Raw genomic sequence first — 16,885 nt, 5'->3', positions numbered from 1 at the left:
GCGGGAAAAGCGCGTCTAGGGGAGACCCCGCAGGCGAAAGCCGAGGAGGCTCCCCGACCGCCCGCGGAAAGCGAGTGGCTGGAGTGGAAATCAACGGCCAAATTGTACAACTCATAAAAAATAGACAAACTCGATTTTCCTCGAGTTTGTCTACAGTCTGAGCAGACACCATTTTTGATGTCTGCTTTTTTAAATGGTGATCAACCATGTTCTTTACGCTTTTTCCCTTTCTTCAAATGAAATACAATCGTGGTGCCGAAAATCATTAAAATAAGGGTAAAAAATATCGCAGGCGGGATTTCGATCCCTGCAACGGCAATTAGCATTTTTATAGCAATAAATCCGATAAGAATGTAAGCGGCAGTTTCCAATTCAGGAACCTTATCTATCAATTTTAAAAATAACCCCGCCACTCCCCGCATCATCAAGACACCAATCATCCCACCGGCCAAAAGGACCCAGACTTTTTCACTCACCCCGAAAGCGGCCAAGACACTATCGACGGAAAATGCTATATCCATCAATTCCACTGCCGCAACCGTCCCCCAAAATGTACCAAAGATTCGGATCAACAAGCTGTTGTTACTCATTCCCTGGATATCTTCATCAATGCCAGCTTGTTTTTTTCTTTTATCCCGAAAGTATTTAAATGAGAGCCAACCAAGGTAAGCTGCTCCAATCACCTTCACCCACCAAAGCTTAATGAGGAAAACACCGATTCCAATCGCTATAAATCTAAAAGCGTATGCGCCTAATAAACCATAAAAAAGTGCTTTTTTCCGTCGTTTTTCCGGAAGGTGCCTGACCATTACAGCTAATACCAAAGCGTTATCCGCCGATAGTAATCCTTCCATTAAAACGAGCGTTCCGATCAATCCCCAGCTTACTGGGTCGGATAAAACCTCCACCCACATATGCCAGTCAAAAAATTGGGCATATGTTTGAATGATATTATTTAATAACTCTGACATGATAAAGACTCCTCTGCTACTATACCTGCATAATTAGAAAACCGTATAAAATAACATTGTTCCCAGTAATGTTAAAAACTCTACTTTATTTTAAACACAAAATAAATACGTTGCATGACAACGTATCATTTAATGCCTATTAGAAATTTCATTCTCATCATACTCTTACACATATATAAAATCAGAGAATCGATCCATTATGAGAGCCTTTGTTTACTCGTCCACTCTGGGGGCGTATTTTTGTCCCAATATATTTTCCCTATATCATAATGGGTGGCAAAGGAATCATGATGGGTATGATAGTGAAAATCGAACCAATACCCTTCCATTGGTGGATTTTCCTGCCTGACATGGAATCTGATAATATCCTTGCCGCTGTTTGAATCATAAATATGAAAAATTTTCTCGGCCCTGCCCGCACTCGGCTGCTCAGTGATCGTTAATTGCTGTAATTTTTCATCTGGAAATTGGGCAGCCATTTCCGTAATGGCTTCTTCCATTTTTGGTAAGATGGTCATTTTGAACTCATCGCCAATTTTAGGATTGATCTTATCGCCAAACTTCATAAATGCGTTTACCTCTGCTTTATTCAGTATGCCCGATAAAAATTCTTCCCGGTTGAATTCCTCTTCAAGTTCAATCGGTTGCTGTGAAGAAAGGTAGGCTAACCCTTCTTCATCCACTAACCCTTTTTTAGTATCCTTTAACGAATTGGCTTCAGCAAGCCACGCCAGCTCTGAAGGCGTGACAAGACCAAACGTCAAAACGGATAATAAAATGACGAGACTTTTCCTGAACCAAATCGCTGCTTTCAACTTACACTCCCCCTCCTTTTTTTGTATTATCTTTATATTTAGTATACTTTTATTCTTTAGTAATTACTAATATATAGGTACCCATGTTTCAAAAATCAAAAAAAAGGATATATACCTATATAAACTTTATTAACCCTAACTTTTTACTAAATATCAACAATTCTACATTTTGATGAAGGATTTTGACGATATTTGGAGAACTTAATTAGATTCAAGTCTTTTTAAGGAGGGGTCTTATATGGCTTTAACTACGACTGCCATGGTGGCTTTATGTCTTGTAACATTAGCATTTTTCGTATATTTAACATTTACTGATTAAGAATAAATAAATACCTACGAAAAATCCCTTGTCATTTATCTCCAATGGCAAGGTTTTTCTTTCACATAAAGCTTACATTTTGGCAGATTAAAGGACTGAATACTGGAGGAATCATTTTGGAAAACAACAATGAAAACACTAAAGATAAGGATTACAAGAGGGAAACCGCCACAGGGAAGGCCGGAATGGTCGTTACCGCTCATCCCGTAGCCACTTCCATCGGGGAAAAAATATTACGTGAAGGTGGAAATGCAGTCGATGCGGCGGTCGCCATCCAATTTGCCCTAAATATTGTAGAACCCATGATGACTGGTATCGGCGGCAGTGGTTTCCTTATGGTATATAACGCTAAAGATAAGGATACAAAAATATTCGATGGCCATGTAAGAGCACCTAAAGCCGCCCATCCAGACATGTTTCTAAATGAAAAAGGGGAAGTCATCCCATTTAAAGAACGTTCGATCAAGGCTACAGCAGTTGGCGTTCCTGGAATACTGAAAGCTATGGATAAAGCACTCAACGAATATGGAAGTAAGCCATTAGCTGACCTCATCGAGCCCTCCATTGAATTCGCAGAAAAGGGGGTTCCCGTCAATTGGGTTCTTTGCGATGCCCTTAAAAACTTTGAATACCGATTGGGCGAGGAAGCCCGTAAGTTCTTTATGCCAAACGGAAAACCATATCAAGATGGCGATTTACTGATAAAAGAAAAATTGGCGAATACCTACCGGATATTACAACGAGAAGGGATTTCCGCTTTTTATGAGGGTGAAATCGGAGAGGGCATCATTTCCTGTATCCAGGAACTTGGAGGGTTCATGGAACTTTCTGATTTAAAGGACTATGAAGCGACCATTGATGAACCAATGTATGGGACTTATAAGGATTATCGAATTGCATCATCCATGGCCCCTAGTGCGGGCGGATTCACGGTCATCCAAATCCTAAAAATATTGGAGAGCTTCCAGATCGAACAATATGACGTCCGTTCTTGGGAAAAATATTACTTAATTGCAGAAGCGATGCGCCTGTCATTTACAGACAAAAAGGCATTTCTTGCTGATCCCGAATTTGCCGAATTGCCATTGGCGGGTCTAATGCATGATGAATATATAGCTAAACGCCGCTCGTTCATTAATTTCAAAGCAAGGAATAATGCCATTGACTTCGGAAACCCTTGGATATATGATTCCGTGAAAGAAAGGGAAGTCATTCCACAACCAAATGACGAAGATATCAGTGAAACGACACATTTCACTGTCCGTGACAGATGGGGGAATATCGCAGCATGCACTTCTACAGTGGAGCATCCATTCGGTTCGGGCATAATGGTTTCCGACTATGGTTTCATGCTGAATAACGAACTGACTGATTTCGATTCCATTCCAGGGGGCATGAATGAAGTGCAGCCCAATAAACGCCCTGTCAGTTGTAAAAGCCCGACCATCATCTTTAAAGACGGCGAGCCGATCTTGACGCTGGGATCCCCAGGAGGACCAACCATCATCAGTTCTGTCGTTCAAACAATCATCAATGTACTCGATTTAAAAATGGACTTGAAAGCAGCCATTGAAGAACCTAGAATTTTCACTCCAATGGGCCCTCATATTGAATGGGAAGCAGGAATGGATATGACCAGCAAAGGTCACTTGGAAGCAATGGGCTTTGCGTTTAATGAAGTTCCCCACTCAATTGGGAATGTCCAAGCCATTCAAATTAACCCTGATGGCTCGAATTATGGTGCTGCAGATTCAAGCCGGGAAGGCTGTGCCATGGGTCTGGACGAGACAGATTATAAATCCTGATCACAGAATGGAAATGAAGCCAAAATGAAATTTGGATGTTTTTCTCTTTACTACCTCAAACCCAAATTCCTCGAAGCGGGAGCTGCGAAAATGGTCTTTCAACACGACTCGCTTTCGCGCAACCCGCTTGGCTTCTTTCATTATTTCCATTGATAAATCCTTTCCTTCCGCAAAATGAGTCAATCCTTTGATTCCATTTGATTCCTGAATCGTTTCCTCAAACATGGGATCGAAATATACGACATCAAAATGATTATCCGGCATTGATTTCAATATTTCGTAATGATCCGCTTGAATGACCTCTATTCTTCTCATCGCAGAAATCATCGTTTCTTCTGCATTCTCCCATGTCTTCATACCATGTTCCACGAGCAAGGCCAAATATTGATTTCCTTCCAATGCAACAACCTGTCCATGTTCACCCACCGCGAAACTTGCGACAATCGCATCAGAGCCCAAGCCCAATGTACAATCAAGCACGGAATTCCCTTCATTTATATCTCCGGCAATGAGAAATGGATCACTTTCGCCCCGAATTATTCTTTTTAAACGGATCATTGCAAGGTTAGGGTGAAAAAAGAATGGTTCTTTTTCTTGGTACCGATATAACTCCATCCGCTTTTTTCCAAAAACGAGGCAATCATCCTCTTCATGTTCCGATTGGATAGCTCTCACCGATCGTTTTCTTCGCGCTATAAAGGGGATCTGTAATTCTTCAGCTAACCTTTCGGCTAATATCATCGTTTCTTTATCGGCTCTTCCTACTGTAGTGACAAACATGACTCCTACCCCTTCATACTCTTATAAATTTGAAAAGAATGCCCTGTTTCCAGGACATTCCGCTTCATCACTTATTTACTTGACTGAATGCTGCCAATAAATTTTCCATAATAGCTTCCATTGGCTGTCCCTCTATATCATGGCGAGGAATGAAATGTAAAACCTCTTTGCCCTTTAAGAGAGCCATGGATGGTGAAGAAGGTTCGATTCCATTGAAGTATTCCCGCATTTTAGCTGTAGCTTCCTTATCTTGCCCGGCAAATACTGTTACCAGATGATCAGGCTTATTGTCTGCTTGGAGTACGGCTTGGGTAGCTGCTGGACGGGCTAACCCGGCAGCACAGCCACAAACTGAATTTACGACGACAAGTGTCGTACCTTCTACTGAACCCATAAAGTTTTCAACCGCTTCAGCGGATTCCAACTCCTCAAAACCTGCTTGCACCAGTTCCGCACGCATTGGCTTCACCATTTGTTTCATATATTCATCATATGCCATCGACATAAAAAAACCCCCTTGATTACAATTCTTCAATTAGATTAATCATACTATATTCTTATGTGCATATGCAAAAATGACGCTTAGAGCTTTGCAAATTCGGCGTTCAAGTTTATATATCAATAATCAAAGATTCATTTACGCCGCAAAAAGAAACATGGTGACAGAATCCATTTCATTCTGCCACCATGTTTTAGTATCTTCCTTGAATTAAACTTTCATCACTCCGCCTGAGCTGGCATTCGTCACAAGTTTGGAATAACGTGCTAAATAGCCTGTTCTAACTTTTGACTCGAAGCCTTTCCAATTTGCTTTACGTTTTTCGAATTCTTCATCGGAAATTTCCAATTCGATTTTACGATTGTTCAAATCCAACTCGATGATATCTCCATCTTCCACGAAAGCGATTGGGCCTCCCTCAGCTGCTTCGGGGGATATATGACCAATGCTGATGCCCCGAGATGCGCCTGAAAAGCGGCCATCAGTGATCAAACCGACTTTGGCTCCAAGTCCCCTCCCGACAATTTGGGAAGTTGGTGCCAACATTTCCGGCATACCCGGCCCCCCTTTAGGTCCTTCGTAACGAATGACCACTACATTCCCTTCTTTTACTTTTCCAGTAATGATTCCGGAAAGTGCATCTTCCTGGGAATCGAAACAAATGGCAGGACCCCTATGGTAGCCACCAACTGATTCGTCAACTGCTCCCACTTTTATGATGGAGCCTTGAGGAGCAAGGTTACCAAACAATACCGCAAGCCCTCCACGCTCGGAATGCGGATTATCTAACGGATGGATAACATCCTTGTCCAAAATTTCACAACCGGCAACATTTTCGCGGAGCGTTTTACCTGAAACGGAAAGGCAGTCACCGTTAAAAGCGCCTGGTTTTTTGAGTAACTCATTAATGACGGCACTTACACCTCCGGCATTATGTACATCTTCAATATGATAATCTGATGCCGGTGCAATTTTCGCTAGATGCGGTACGCGGTTAGCTATTTCATTTATGCGTTCCATCGGATATTCAAAACCTGCTTCATGTGCCAATGCAAGTGTATGCAGAACAGTGTTGGTCGAACCGCCCATCGCCATATCCAATGCAAATGCGTTATCAATTGCATCAATCGTCACGATATCACGAGGCTTGATATCCTGTTTGATTATCTCCATCAATTGTTTAGCGGATTTCTTAACGAATTCTTTGCGTTCTTCAGCTACCGCCAAAATCGTACCATTTCCCGGAAGCGCAAGTCCTAAACCTTCTGCCAGACAGTTCATGGAATTTGCAGTGAACATTCCTGAACAAGAACCGCAAGTAGGGCATGCAACTTGCTCGATTTCCTCCAGTTCCTCTTCATTGATATTACCAGCTTGATAGGCGCCCACCCCTTCAAAAACGGATGTTAATGAAAGAGATTTACCGTTTTTGTCTTTGCCTGCCTTCATCGGTCCGCCGCTTACGAATATTGTAGGAATATTGACACGAAGTGCTCCCATCATCATTCCCGGCGTTATCTTGTCACAGTTTGGAATGCACACCATACCGTCAAACCAATGTGCCGATACAACAGTTTCCACGGAATCTGCGATGATTTCACGGCTTGGTAATGAATAGCGCATACCAATATGACCCATTGCAATTCCATCGTCTACCCCGATCGTATTAAATTCGAAAGGAACACCGCCCGCTTCGCGAATCGCTTCCTTCACTATTTTTCCGAATTCCTGAAGATGGACATGACCTGGAACGATATCGATGTATGAATTACAAACCGCGATGAACGGTTTACCGAAATCTTCTTCTTTAACCCCTGCTGCCCGCAACAGACTTCTATGTGGAGCTCGATCGACCCCTTTTGTAATCATGTCACTTCTCATATTTGATGTAGACATTTGTTGTACCCCCAATTTCCGCTAAATGTTTAATGATTCAGAATAATATAATTTTTAGTATACTCTAAAAATTCTAACATATTTATAGACAAATGCAACCTTTCAACGTTAAATATCTGCAAATATCATTTTACTAAAATAATAGAGAACAGATTTATTTACTTTAAAATACTGTATCTCATCGAAAATTAGCCGTTTTGCTGTTTCGGAGTTCCACCTTACCACGTGGTCAAGCAATTGGAATTGACCAGCTTCAAAAAAAGGCATGCGGATTTAATCACCCGGATGCCTTTTTTGAAGTCCATTAAGTTATTCCAATTAAATTTCACTTTTCATTCGCTAGCCTTGATTCAGTCATTTGCTTCCAAACTGAACCTTTTGCTTCTTCCCCATTTTCTATACGATCAATGGCCATCTTGACCTGTAGGGCCACTTCGAATTCAGGGTCCAGTTCCGCTTGCTTTAGAAGAGGAAGGGTCGTTTCATTTCCAGCTTCATATAAAAACATCGCCGCCCTCCATCTAACCAATTTATTCTTATCCGATAGTGCTTGCGACATTTCTCCCATCGCTTCTTCAAAGCCCAAATCGGATAAACAGTCACCAGCCGTTCGTCTTACTGCTGCACTTTTATCTTTCATTGCTTTGTACAAGCTCGGAAGCACTTTTCTATCTTCGATCATACCCAAGTATACAACCGCGAGCCTTCGAATGGAGACTTTACTGTCGGAAAGTGCCATGTCCAATACTGGAATATCACCCACAGTTGGATCTTCCATTTGTTCTAAAGCCTGATATCGCTTTTCCCAACTTTCGTCATTCAGCATTTCTGCAGTCAGTTTATTTTTTGGCCGTTTCAAGAATGTTTCTTTTGTATCCACCATTTCTATAGCAGCAGCTACTAGCCGATTAATTCGTTCTTCCGGATATGCTGCAATCAGCTCATCCGATACTTCCTTCACGATATCTTCCATATCACCATATCTTACGCCATAATCCTTCCATTTTCGAAGCATGACTACATTATCATCTTCTTTTTGGGCTGCGGCAATGCCCTTTATGAAATATTCCGGTAAGGCAAAACGTTTTTCGTGTTGGCTATCACTTGCTTTAATTTGCATCGGAATGCCTTTGAATTGTTGAATGGCAACCGCTACTTCACCGTAATGTTCATTTAAAACCGTTTGTTGACTTTGTTCTTCGGTTTTTTCCCCGAACACCTGACGGATTTGGACCAAGATATCTTTCCAATCATATTTCGCATTGCGCTCAACCGCTAAGAAATCCGCAACATGATATACCCCTTTCACCCCATCAATCTTAAATAAATCTTTAATCAGCTGCGGTGCTTGTTCAGCTTGGTCCTTCTTATAGTTATTACTTTTACCTGCTAATAACTCTTCAGTTAAATTGATTTTCATTGTATTCGGACTTGGTGTTGGTTCTATTGATTTAATTTTCAATGCGTTTCTCTCCTTTTACAAGACGTTTCCATGTACTAGATATTATCACAATGGCAACAGATTCTCATGCAATTGAGATTGGCTAAAAAAAGACCGGTCCAAGTTTGCTCCCTTGGACCAGTCCCCCGCTCATTCCTCTTCCAATTTTTCCGCTAAATACGTCCATCTTTCCATCAAATGCTCTAATTTATCCGTTAGTCCCTTTTCTTCTTCAAGTAACAGGCGGACTTGTTCAAAATCGCTTCCCGCAGCTGACATTTCAGACGTGATGTTTTTCAGACGCAGTTCGACCCGTTCCATGTTCCCCTCTATCTCTTCCCATTCCTTACTTTCCGCATATGTTAGTTTTTTCTTTTTCTTTTCTGTGCGATTGAGTGGAGGTTCTGGTGTTTTCACTGGTACGGCCTCTTCCGTCTTTTCCTCCAAGAACTCCGAGTAATTACCGTAATAGAAATCAATTTCACCTTTATTCTTGAAGACAAGGAGCTGATGGCACGTTTTATCCAGGAAATACCTATCATGTGATACGGTAATGACTACACCTGAAAATGTTTCTAAATAATCCTCAAGAACGGTCAAGGTTTGCGTGTCCAAATCATTCGTCGGTTCATCCAAAAGCAGGACATTAGGTGCCGACATTAATATGTTAAGGAGATATAAACGCCTTTTCTCCCCTCCGGACAGCTTGCGAATCGGCGTCCCATGCGAGCCCATTGGAAACAAGAACCTTTCAAGCATCTGGGCAGCTGATATGTAGCTACCATCTTTAAGGGAAATTGAATCCGCCGTTTCCCGAATATACTCTATCATGCGCAGATTCTCGTCCATATCGACGCTTTCTTGCGTATAGTACCCTATTTTCACGGTTTGCCCTATTTCCAGATTTCCATCATCTATAGATTCCCGTCCGGCCAAAATATTTAACAAGGTGGACTTTCCACTGCCATTATTACCAACAATTCCAATCCTATCACCTGGTTTGAAGAGGAAGGAAAAATGGTTGATGATGGACTGATCCCCGAAAGATTTAGAGACATCCTGCATCTCCAGTACCTTTTTCCCTAAACGGGCACCGCTTAATTCCATTTCCAGGCTCTCGGTTTTCTGCTTATCCTTTACACCTGATTCCAATGTTTCGAAGCGTTGGATCCTGGCCTTTTGTTTCGTTGTACGGGCCTTGGCACCTTTACGGATCCAGGCCAGTTCTTTTTTGAATAGACTTTCTTTTTTCGTTCTTTCCGTCGATTCATTCTCTTCACGAATGGCCTTTGATTCTAAATAGTCTGCATAGTTTCCTTTGTATTCGAAGAGCTTCGTTTGGGCAATTTCCCAAATCTTATTGGAAACCCGATCTAAGAAATATCGATCATGTGTTACAAATAAAACGGACTTTTGATATTTTCCCAAATATTCTTCAAGCCAGGTAATGCTTTCAAAATCAAGATGGTTCGTAGGCTCATCCAAAATCAGTAAATCCGGGGTCTCAATCAAGGTTTTTGCCAGTGCCGCCCGTTTTTTTTGGCCACCTGACAGTTCCCCCAATTTCCTTGAGTGATCAGGAAGGCCCAGCTTGGTCAGTATCGTTCTGGCATTGGCACTTGTATCCCAGGCACCAAGCGTGTCCATATCCTGTTGCTGTTTTAACAAACGGTCCTGTATTGCACTATTCTGTGGATCTACCTGGAGTTGGACGAGCGTCTTTTCATACTCCTTAATCAATGAAAATACAGGCGTTGAACTTTCATACATATATTCCATGATCGTCAATTTCTCATCAAATTGCGGATCTTGGGATAGGTAGGAAATCGTGTAATCATTCGGATGATCCTTCGTTCCTAAATCACTGTCTTCCAATCCTGCAATGATATTCAATAATGTCGATTTACCAGTGCCGTTTATACCAACGATCCCGATTTTTTCCCCTTCGGTAATGGAAAAAGATACATCTTTAAAAAGAAGCTTTTCACCTTGGGTTTTCATTACATGTTCCATGCTAAAAACTTTCATAATCGTACATCCCATTCCTTATTAAATTCCTCTAAAAATCTAACCATATATTCATGCCTTTCACTTGCAATCCTCTTGGCTGTACAAGTATTGAGCATATCTTGCAAACGTAATAGTTTTTCATAAAAGTGATGAATGGAAGAGCTTTTCCCCGTCCTATATTCCTCTTTTGTCATATTTTCCCTTATTGACAATGAAGGATCAAACATGGGTTGTCCCTTTTTCCCTCCAAATGCAAATGTCCTTGCTATCCCTATGGCGCCAATTGCATCCAAGCGGTCCGCATCCTGAACGATTTCAGCCTCGATGGAAGGAAGCTTCAACTGCCCGGAACTATAGGAAATTGTGTTGATGATCTGCTTAATGGCATTCACGCTATCAATTTCCAATTTTATTTCATCAAACCATTCATCCAGCTTTTTCGATCCCTCATCAGCATCCCGGTTTAATTTATCATCCGGGATATCATGAAGCAGTGCCGCCAATTCAATGATAAACTCATTCCCTTTGCGTTCTTCTTTTGCAATATGTAAAGCCAGCTTACGAACCCGATCGATATGGAACCAATCATGGCCGCTGGCATCAGATTTCAATTGGTCATATACATACTTCTCCGTTAAATCAATCATCGTTTGATTCATTTCACCACTCCATGTCCTTTCTATTTTACCATGGTTCTCAATAATGTTGTGCTTTAATCTTCATTGAACCAACTGAGTCCAATCGTCTGTTCACCGGTATGCACCCCGATTGCACTGCCCAGTGGGGATACATGTGTCAACACATGAGGAAATTCTTCAGAAATCATCTTTTTCCATCTTTGTGACTGCACCGACACAGCTCCATATAATATGGTGCATTCTTTTACTTTACCTGCTTCGACTGATCTGCGAAAATCAGTGAAGATCTGTTTTTCCGCTTTTTTAAGGTTCCGGGGTTTAGATTTAGTATGAAGCAAGCCATTTTCGATTGAAATGATGGGTTTAAAGCTCAATAGGCTTCCTAAAATATACTGTGCGTTCGATAACCTTCCACTGCGATGCAGCTGATCCAAAGAACCTATTAATACATAGGTTTCATGATTATCCGCATATATTCTCGTTTTAACGAAGGCCTCATTGACGGAATGGCCATTATCAATATAATGCATGAGCCGTTTCATTATTAAAAGCATTGGAAAGGAAATAAGCAGAGTATCAAAAACGTCAACGGGGATCGTAACCATTTGTGCAGCTTGCCTGCTCGCGGAAACGGTCCCGCTCAATTCACTTGAAAGATGAACCGCAATGATTCGATCATAACGTTTTTCAAGCTTCTTATATAACTCTTGGAATGTACCGACCGAGGGCTGTGATGTAGTCGCATTTTTCTTTTCCTCACTCATTCTTCGGTATAATTCCCCAGGTGATAGGTCGATACCATCTTCATATTCCTTCCCATCGATGATAACGATCATCGGAACGACGTAAACATGTTCATTCAATGATAATTCTTCATCTAAAGTTCCTGTGCTATCCGTTACCCATGCAATTCGTTCCATGGTTTCCCCCCTCAATTGGTGTCTCCTATTATATTCAACTCTCCCCCCATTTGTCCCTTTTAGAAAGCGTTGTGGATAAATATCTTGCCTTACAAAAAGAGCCCAACAGAAAGTACCTCTTCCGTTGAACTCGATATCATCATAATAATTTTTTTAAATCCTCTTCGATTTCCAGTGGTTTTGTTTTAGGGGCATACCGACTTACGATATTTCCATCACGGTCAATCAAGAACTTTGTAAAATTCCATTTTATCGATTTAGACCCCATCACTCCAGGAGCATTTTCAGTCAGATAGCTGAATAAAGGATGGGCCTCCTTGCCATTGACATTCACTTTTGCAAACATCGGGAATGTTACACCATGATTCAACTTACAATAAGAATCGATTTCCAGATCATCTCCAGGCTCCTGATTCAAAAACTGATTACATGGAAAACCAAGCACCGCCAACCCATCTTCTTTATATTGTACATACAGGCTTTGCAAATCATCATACTGTGGCGAAAAACCGCATTTGCTTGCGGTATTCACTATAATCATCACTTTCCCTCTATATTCCTCAAGCGAGATGGTTTCTCCATTGATTTTATTGACTTCAAATTCGTAAATGGACATGTATGATCTCTCCCTTTAGTATGATGATGTCATTTTACAGTATTTAAAGGTACGTTTACCAACTTTTATAATCTTACCTTTTCCAATTATCCCGGAATCTTCATCGCTTGAATGGATTGTATCAAATATTCTACCATATCTTCCAAATCCTCCATTTGCTCTTCTTTTATAAGCCTTCCAAATGAAACTTTAAATAAAGAAGAATGAACGGGTTGCACTTTTTTACTGACCGTTTCGCTGGTCGTCACTGTAATGATTCTCTGATCCCCCCAAATTTTTTCCAGATCGATCAAGAATTGTTCAGCAGTCACTTCATCAAGCTTTTTAGGAAAAGAAATGAAAATATTAACCGTGCAACCGGAATGTGTTTCATTAATAGTGGAATCAAGTAACTCCGAACTTAGATTCTGGAGTGAAGCGTGTAACTCGATGACTCCGATAACCGAAATAGGCGCCAGCGATTCTTTCAATTCCATTTCAATCTTATATGTTCTGGACATGTTTGCGAGATTCACTATATCATCACGGTTTATGACCAATATATCTCCAATGAAGTCACGATCATAGACCGCACCTTCCAATACCACTTTCATGTTCTCAAATGCTGTAGGATCGAACAATCTCCATACACCTCTCCAACTTCATAAGTTTATGTAATCATGATCTCACCATTTTACCATCCCCGAGCCATTTCCCTCAGGATTTAGAAGAAATTATTAAAATAGCTTTTCTATTCAGTAATTTTCTATATAATTAAAATATTATGATTTTTGGAGAAGGAGGCTAATCATGCCAATCAGAATTCCGGAACAACTGCCAGCTAAAGAAATTTTAGAACAGGAAAATATCTTCGTTATGGATGAGGATAGAGCTACCAATCAGGAAATCCGTCCATTGAATATATTAATTTTAAACCTTATGCCAGAGAAAGAAAAAACAGAGGCTCAGTTACTGCGCTTTCTTGGCAATACTCCCATTCAAGTAAACATATCATTCCTGCGTTTGAGCACACATGAATCAAAAAACACTAGTAAATTTCATTTAGATCAGTTTTATAAATCATTTAATGATATTCGCACGAAGAAATATGACGGCTTGATCATTACGGGCGCCCCAGTCGAGAAGCTGGAATTTTCAGACGTTAATTATTGGGAAGAACTGCAGGATATCATGAATTGGTCAACAGAAAATGTCACATCCACCCTACATATCTGTTGGGGAGCTCAAGCAGCCCTATACCATCATTATGGAATAGGCAAACATGAACTGCCAGTGAAATGCTTCGGCATATACACTCATGAGGTACTTGAACCAACTGAAAATCTAGTCCGCGGATTCGATGACTATTTTATGGCCCCTCATTCGCGCTATACGGATATTGACTATCAAAAATTAGTTAACCATCCAGAATTGATGGTTCTGGCACAGTCCGATCAAGCTGGGGTATTGATAGCTGCTTCAGTTGATGGAAAAAGAATCATGGTGACCGGCCATTTCGAGTATGATGCCGATACCCTCGGTGAAGAATATAAGCGTGATAGGGAGCGTGGGATCAATACGCAACTCCCTGAAAATTACTTTCCTGATAACGATCCGACCAAGGTACCCCTCCACCGCTGGAAGAGCCATTGCAGTCTGATGTTCTCGAATTGGCTGAACTATTATGTTTACCAATCAACCCCATATGAGTGGGATTGAAAGGGTAAGAAAAAAGAAGCTTTCTCTTTTAAGTGACTAGCTTTTTTGTAGGCAGCAACTTTGGGCTATCATGGGAAACAACCTGAGTTTTTGACTCAGGTTGTTTCTTTCATGATTCTTTATTACCGAAATATACCTCTTCAAAAGGTTGGACGACTACAAACCCTTTCCCTTCGAATTTCATTTGAACGGATTCGCCGCTTCCCCTTCCAAAAAACGACTTTAATGAAACATCCGTTACGAATTCAGGCTGAAGCTCCCCTGACCAAGCTACTGTGGCATTCGGGTCCGTATAGACTGGATTCCCAGCTTCCACCATTAAAGTGAGTGGCTCATAATGGGAAGTGAATGCGACCATCCCTCTCCCCTCGAGTCTTACATTGAACAATCCACCCGCCAATAACCCTGCAATGCGCCGCATCATTTTTATATCCCATTGAATACCCGGCTCAAAGGCAAGTAAATCATTACCATTAACACAGATCGATTCACCATTTAACTGTAAAATTGATATCTTCTTCCCTTGATCCGCGACGTATAGCTTGCCGCTGCCGGTCGCTTTCATCAAGGATGCACCCTCACCAGTTAAGGCTTTCTTGAAGAGTTTACCAAGACCATGCTCCAAGATACCTTCCCTCTCGAATTTAATATGTCCGCGATAAGAAATCATCGTCCCCATTTTTGCCCAAATCTGCTGTTCCAGATTAATTTCCAGAATTCTTTCCGTTTCAAGTTCAAATAAGCCTTGCCCTTTATCCTGCTGTTTCGTCTTTTCAACGAATTGATCGATTTGATACTTCCCCATCACTGATCCACCTTTTTTTGAAGGAGGAACAGCCACATGAACGATACAGCTTGTTTTAGTTCCTTTGAAAAATGCCCCAATTTTGCAAAGTCCACCCCTCTCTTCGCAACGCCGGTGTCAGCGACCACCTTCCACCCCGTTTCTGTTGCCATTTTTTCAAATTCCCAAGCCTGCATTGTATTCATAATGACTTTATCTCCTAATAGCCGTTGAAAACTGAATTTTTTTCGTGGTTCAGCCGTCGGACCGAGAATTCCAAAACAGGCATAGCCGCCAGGCTTAATTACCCGTTGAATTTCCTTCATCACCGTTAATGGTTCACCTGTATATTCCAAAGAATTAATGACCAATGCCGCATCCATTTCCTCATCCTTGAATGGAAGATCATAAAAATCTCCTTGGATGAAAGAAAGTTCAGGTCGTATAGCTGTTTTTCCCTTTGCAAAATCAATCATGACATTGGATAAATCGACTCCAGTTACTTCAAATCCCGCTTCGGCCAATTTTAAAGAACCAACTCCATCTCCACAGCCTATGTCAGCTACCTTCACTCCCGAAGGTACATATTCAGAAAAGAACGGAATAATGTTTTTTCGGCTCCCCGATTCCCACATTTCTTGCGAATTCTTCACCCACATAGGTGCAAAGACATCCCATTCCTTTTCCGACTCTTTATGCCAAGTATGTAAATTCATTAAACAATCCCCCTCCCATTTAATCTCAAATTATATTAGTACTTGAAGCATTACGGAAATTACAATCCCGTTCGTTAACTAACACACAGTTTTCCCGACTCAAAATACAGGGCTTCATTATAGCTATTCTGCTCTTTATTAAAAAATCCTTTTTTAAAATACTTTTACACCTATAGTGATGAATGCCCGGTTCTTAGAAAACAGGTAATGTCATTTAAAAAATATCAATTAACATAAAAATAAAAAAGATTGTAGGCAAAAGCGATTATATCTAATTGTTAAAACAGAGTTGATTGGAACGGAAGGTGCGAGACTCCTGCAGGAAAAGCGTGTCCAAGGGAGACCCCACAGGCGCAAAGGCGCCGAGGAGGCTCCCGGACCGCCCGCGGAAAGTGAGTGCCTGAAGTGGAAATCAACGTTCGAATTTTTAAAACCCTCAAAAAAAACTGTAGACAAACTCGATTTTCATCGAGTTTGTCTACAGTCTGAAAGCTGCCTGAGGCAGTTTATTTTGAATTTTCTTCATTTCTTTTTTGTATCTTTCGTAAATCCTCGACACGATCGGGAGACTCCTCAAAGAATTCAACCAGATCGCCAATCCTATCGATGGCATTCCAACTAAGGTGATGTTCAATCCCTTCAACATCATGATAAATATTTTCTTCCTTGACCCCAAGCAATCTAAGCATCTGTTCTAAAAGTTCATGGCGGTATACGAGCCTTTTACCAACCTTTTTCCCGTTTGCAGTTAAAACGAGCCCCCGGTACTTTTCATATATCAAATATTTTTCATGATCCAGTTTTTGAACCATTTTTGTAACAGAAGATGGGTGGACGGAAAGGTTTTCGGCAATATCGGAAACTCTTGCATATCCTTTTTCTTCAATAAGTAAATAAATTTGTTCTATGTAATCCTCCATGCTAGGTGTAGGCATTCGGAATCCTCCCATTCAAACGCATATCTAAAAATTTTACTA

16 protein-coding genes are annotated in these 16,885 nt (G+C 41.0%); 2 read left to right on the top strand and 14 right to left on the bottom strand.

The annotated features are described in order from the left end of the window. Positions 1-200: 200 nt before the first annotated feature. Positions 201-971 (bottom strand): TerC family protein, encoded by a 771-nt coding sequence (locus SB775_RS12540; protein ID WP_318686467.1) that lies wholly within the window; start codon positions 969-971, stop codon positions 201-203. 197 nt (positions 972-1,168) lie between these two features. After that, the gene (locus SB775_RS12535; protein WP_250211674.1) at positions 1,169-1,786 is read right to left on the bottom strand and encodes a YpjP family protein; all 618 of its coding nucleotides are present in this window, start codon (positions 1,784-1,786) and stop codon (positions 1,169-1,171) included. 435 nt (positions 1,787-2,221) lie between these two features. Between SB775_RS12535 and ggt the strand changes: the two genes are divergently transcribed. Continuing rightward, positions 2,222-3,910 (top strand): gamma-glutamyltransferase, encoded by a 1,689-nt coding sequence (gene ggt, locus SB775_RS12530; protein WP_289320200.1) that lies wholly within the window; start codon positions 2,222-2,224, stop codon positions 3,908-3,910. On the opposite strand, the gene SB775_RS12525 is transcribed toward ggt, so the two are convergent. The 9 genes from SB775_RS12525 to SB775_RS12485 form a co-directional block, all read right to left on the bottom strand. Further along, positions 3,911-4,690, bottom strand: a complete 780-nt coding sequence (locus SB775_RS12525) for a class I SAM-dependent methyltransferase (protein WP_289320199.1) — start codon at positions 4,688-4,690, stop codon at positions 3,911-3,913. It lies immediately after the preceding gene. A 67-nt stretch (positions 4,691-4,757) separates the two neighbouring features. After that, a complete protein-coding gene (locus SB775_RS12520) occupies positions 4,758-5,195 on the bottom strand; it encodes a BrxA/BrxB family bacilliredoxin (protein WP_061463639.1) in 438 nt (145 codons plus the stop codon). Between the two features lie 204 nt (positions 5,196-5,399). After that, the gene (gene ilvD / locus SB775_RS12515) at positions 5,400-7,085 is read right to left on the bottom strand and encodes a dihydroxy-acid dehydratase (protein WP_318686476.1); all 1,686 of its coding nucleotides are present in this window, start codon (positions 7,083-7,085) and stop codon (positions 5,400-5,402) included. Positions 7,086-7,410: 325 nt separating this feature from the next. Beyond that, positions 7,411-8,547, bottom strand: coding sequence for a conserved virulence factor C family protein (locus tag SB775_RS12510; protein WP_410861793.1), 1,137 nt, complete (start codon positions 8,545-8,547; stop codon positions 7,411-7,413). A 129-nt stretch (positions 8,548-8,676) separates the two neighbouring features. Beyond that, positions 8,677-10,554: an ABC-F family ATP-binding cassette domain-containing protein gene (locus SB775_RS12505; RefSeq protein WP_410861792.1), complete on the bottom strand. Its 1,878-nt coding sequence runs from the start codon at positions 10,552-10,554 to the stop codon at positions 8,677-8,679. Then, complete coding sequence (locus tag SB775_RS12500) at positions 10,551-11,195, bottom strand: HD domain-containing protein (protein WP_410861791.1); 645 nt, start codon at positions 11,193-11,195, stop codon at positions 10,551-10,553. Before SB775_RS12500 ends, SB775_RS12505 begins: the two co-directional genes overlap by 4 nt. 53 nt (positions 11,196-11,248) lie before the next feature. Continuing rightward, positions 11,249-12,094 carry a DegV family protein gene (locus SB775_RS12495; RefSeq protein WP_410861790.1) on the bottom strand — a complete coding sequence of 282 codons (846 nt, stop codon included), beginning with the start codon at positions 12,092-12,094 and terminating at the stop codon, positions 11,249-11,251. Positions 12,095-12,233: 139 nt separating this feature from the next. After that, positions 12,234-12,710 (bottom strand): glutathione peroxidase, encoded by a 477-nt coding sequence (locus SB775_RS12490; RefSeq protein WP_061463651.1) that lies wholly within the window; start codon positions 12,708-12,710, stop codon positions 12,234-12,236. A gap of 86 nt (positions 12,711-12,796) precedes the next feature. After that, on the bottom strand, positions 12,797-13,330 hold the full coding sequence (locus tag SB775_RS12485; protein ID WP_061463653.1) for a hypothetical protein: 534 nt from the start codon (positions 13,328-13,330) through the stop codon (positions 12,797-12,799). 169 nt (positions 13,331-13,499) lie between these two features. Between SB775_RS12485 and metA the strand changes: the two genes are divergently transcribed. Beyond that, positions 13,500-14,408 (top strand): homoserine O-acetyltransferase MetA, encoded by a 909-nt coding sequence (gene metA, locus SB775_RS12480; RefSeq protein ID WP_410861789.1) that lies wholly within the window; start codon positions 13,500-13,502, stop codon positions 14,406-14,408. A 109-nt stretch (positions 14,409-14,517) separates the two neighbouring features. Here the strand turns inward: metA and SB775_RS12475 are convergent, their stop codons facing one another. The 3 genes from SB775_RS12475 to mntR form a co-directional block, all read right to left on the bottom strand. Beyond that, positions 14,518-15,213: an AIM24 family protein gene (locus SB775_RS12475; protein ID WP_410861788.1), complete on the bottom strand. Its 696-nt coding sequence runs from the start codon at positions 15,211-15,213 to the stop codon at positions 14,518-14,520. Then, positions 15,213-15,908, bottom strand: a complete 696-nt coding sequence (locus SB775_RS12470) for a class I SAM-dependent methyltransferase (protein WP_410861787.1) — start codon at positions 15,906-15,908, stop codon at positions 15,213-15,215. The genes SB775_RS12475 and SB775_RS12470 overlap by 1 nt, the downstream gene beginning before the upstream one ends. A 506-nt stretch (positions 15,909-16,414) precedes the next feature. Continuing rightward, the gene (mntR, locus tag SB775_RS12465; protein WP_061463662.1) at positions 16,415-16,843 is read right to left on the bottom strand and encodes a transcriptional regulator MntR; all 429 of its coding nucleotides are present in this window, start codon (positions 16,841-16,843) and stop codon (positions 16,415-16,417) included. Positions 16,844-16,885: the final 42 nt, after the last annotated feature.

The sequence above is a fragment of the Peribacillus sp. SIMBA_075 genome (assembly GCF_046534585.1).
Note: the sequence above shows the minus strand (reverse complement) of the source record. Positions and strands in the feature narration are given on the sequence as shown.

Bases quoted from the DNA above. Each gene is read 5' to 3' on its own strand.
- ilvD (WP_318686476.1), bottom strand. From the start codon at position 7,085: ATGTCTACATCAAATATGAGAAGTGACATGATTACAAAAGGGGTCGAT.
- SB775_RS12475 (WP_410861788.1), bottom strand. From the start codon at position 15,213: ATGGGGAAGTATCAAATCGATCAATTCGTTGAAAAGACGAAACAGCAG.
- SB775_RS12470 (WP_410861787.1), bottom strand. From the start codon at position 15,908: ATGAATTTACATACTTGGCATAAAGAGTCGGAAAAGGAATGGGATGTC.
- SB775_RS12500 (WP_410861791.1), bottom strand. From the start codon at position 11,195: ATGAATCAAACGATGATTGATTTAACGGAGAAGTATGTATATGACCAA.
- SB775_RS12540 (WP_318686467.1), bottom strand. From the start codon at position 971: ATGTCAGAGTTATTAAATAATATCATTCAAACATATGCCCAATTTTTT.
- mntR (WP_061463662.1), bottom strand. From the start codon at position 16,843: ATGCCTACACCTAGCATGGAGGATTACATAGAACAAATTTATTTACTT.
- SB775_RS12490 (WP_061463651.1), bottom strand. From the start codon at position 12,710: ATGTCCATTTACGAATTTGAAGTCAATAAAATCAATGGAGAAACCATC.
- SB775_RS12495 (WP_410861790.1), bottom strand. From the start codon at position 12,094: ATGGAACGAATTGCATGGGTAACGGATAGCACAGGAACTTTAGATGAA.
- metA (WP_410861789.1), top strand. From the start codon at position 13,500: ATGCCAATCAGAATTCCGGAACAACTGCCAGCTAAAGAAATTTTAGAA.
- SB775_RS12505 (WP_410861792.1), bottom strand. From the start codon at position 10,554: ATGAAAGTTTTTAGCATGGAACATGTAATGAAAACCCAAGGTGAAAAG.
- SB775_RS12520 (WP_061463639.1), bottom strand. From the start codon at position 5,195: ATGTCGATGGCATATGATGAATATATGAAACAAATGGTGAAGCCAATG.
- SB775_RS12525 (WP_289320199.1), bottom strand. From the start codon at position 4,690: ATGTTTGTCACTACAGTAGGAAGAGCCGATAAAGAAACGATGATATTA.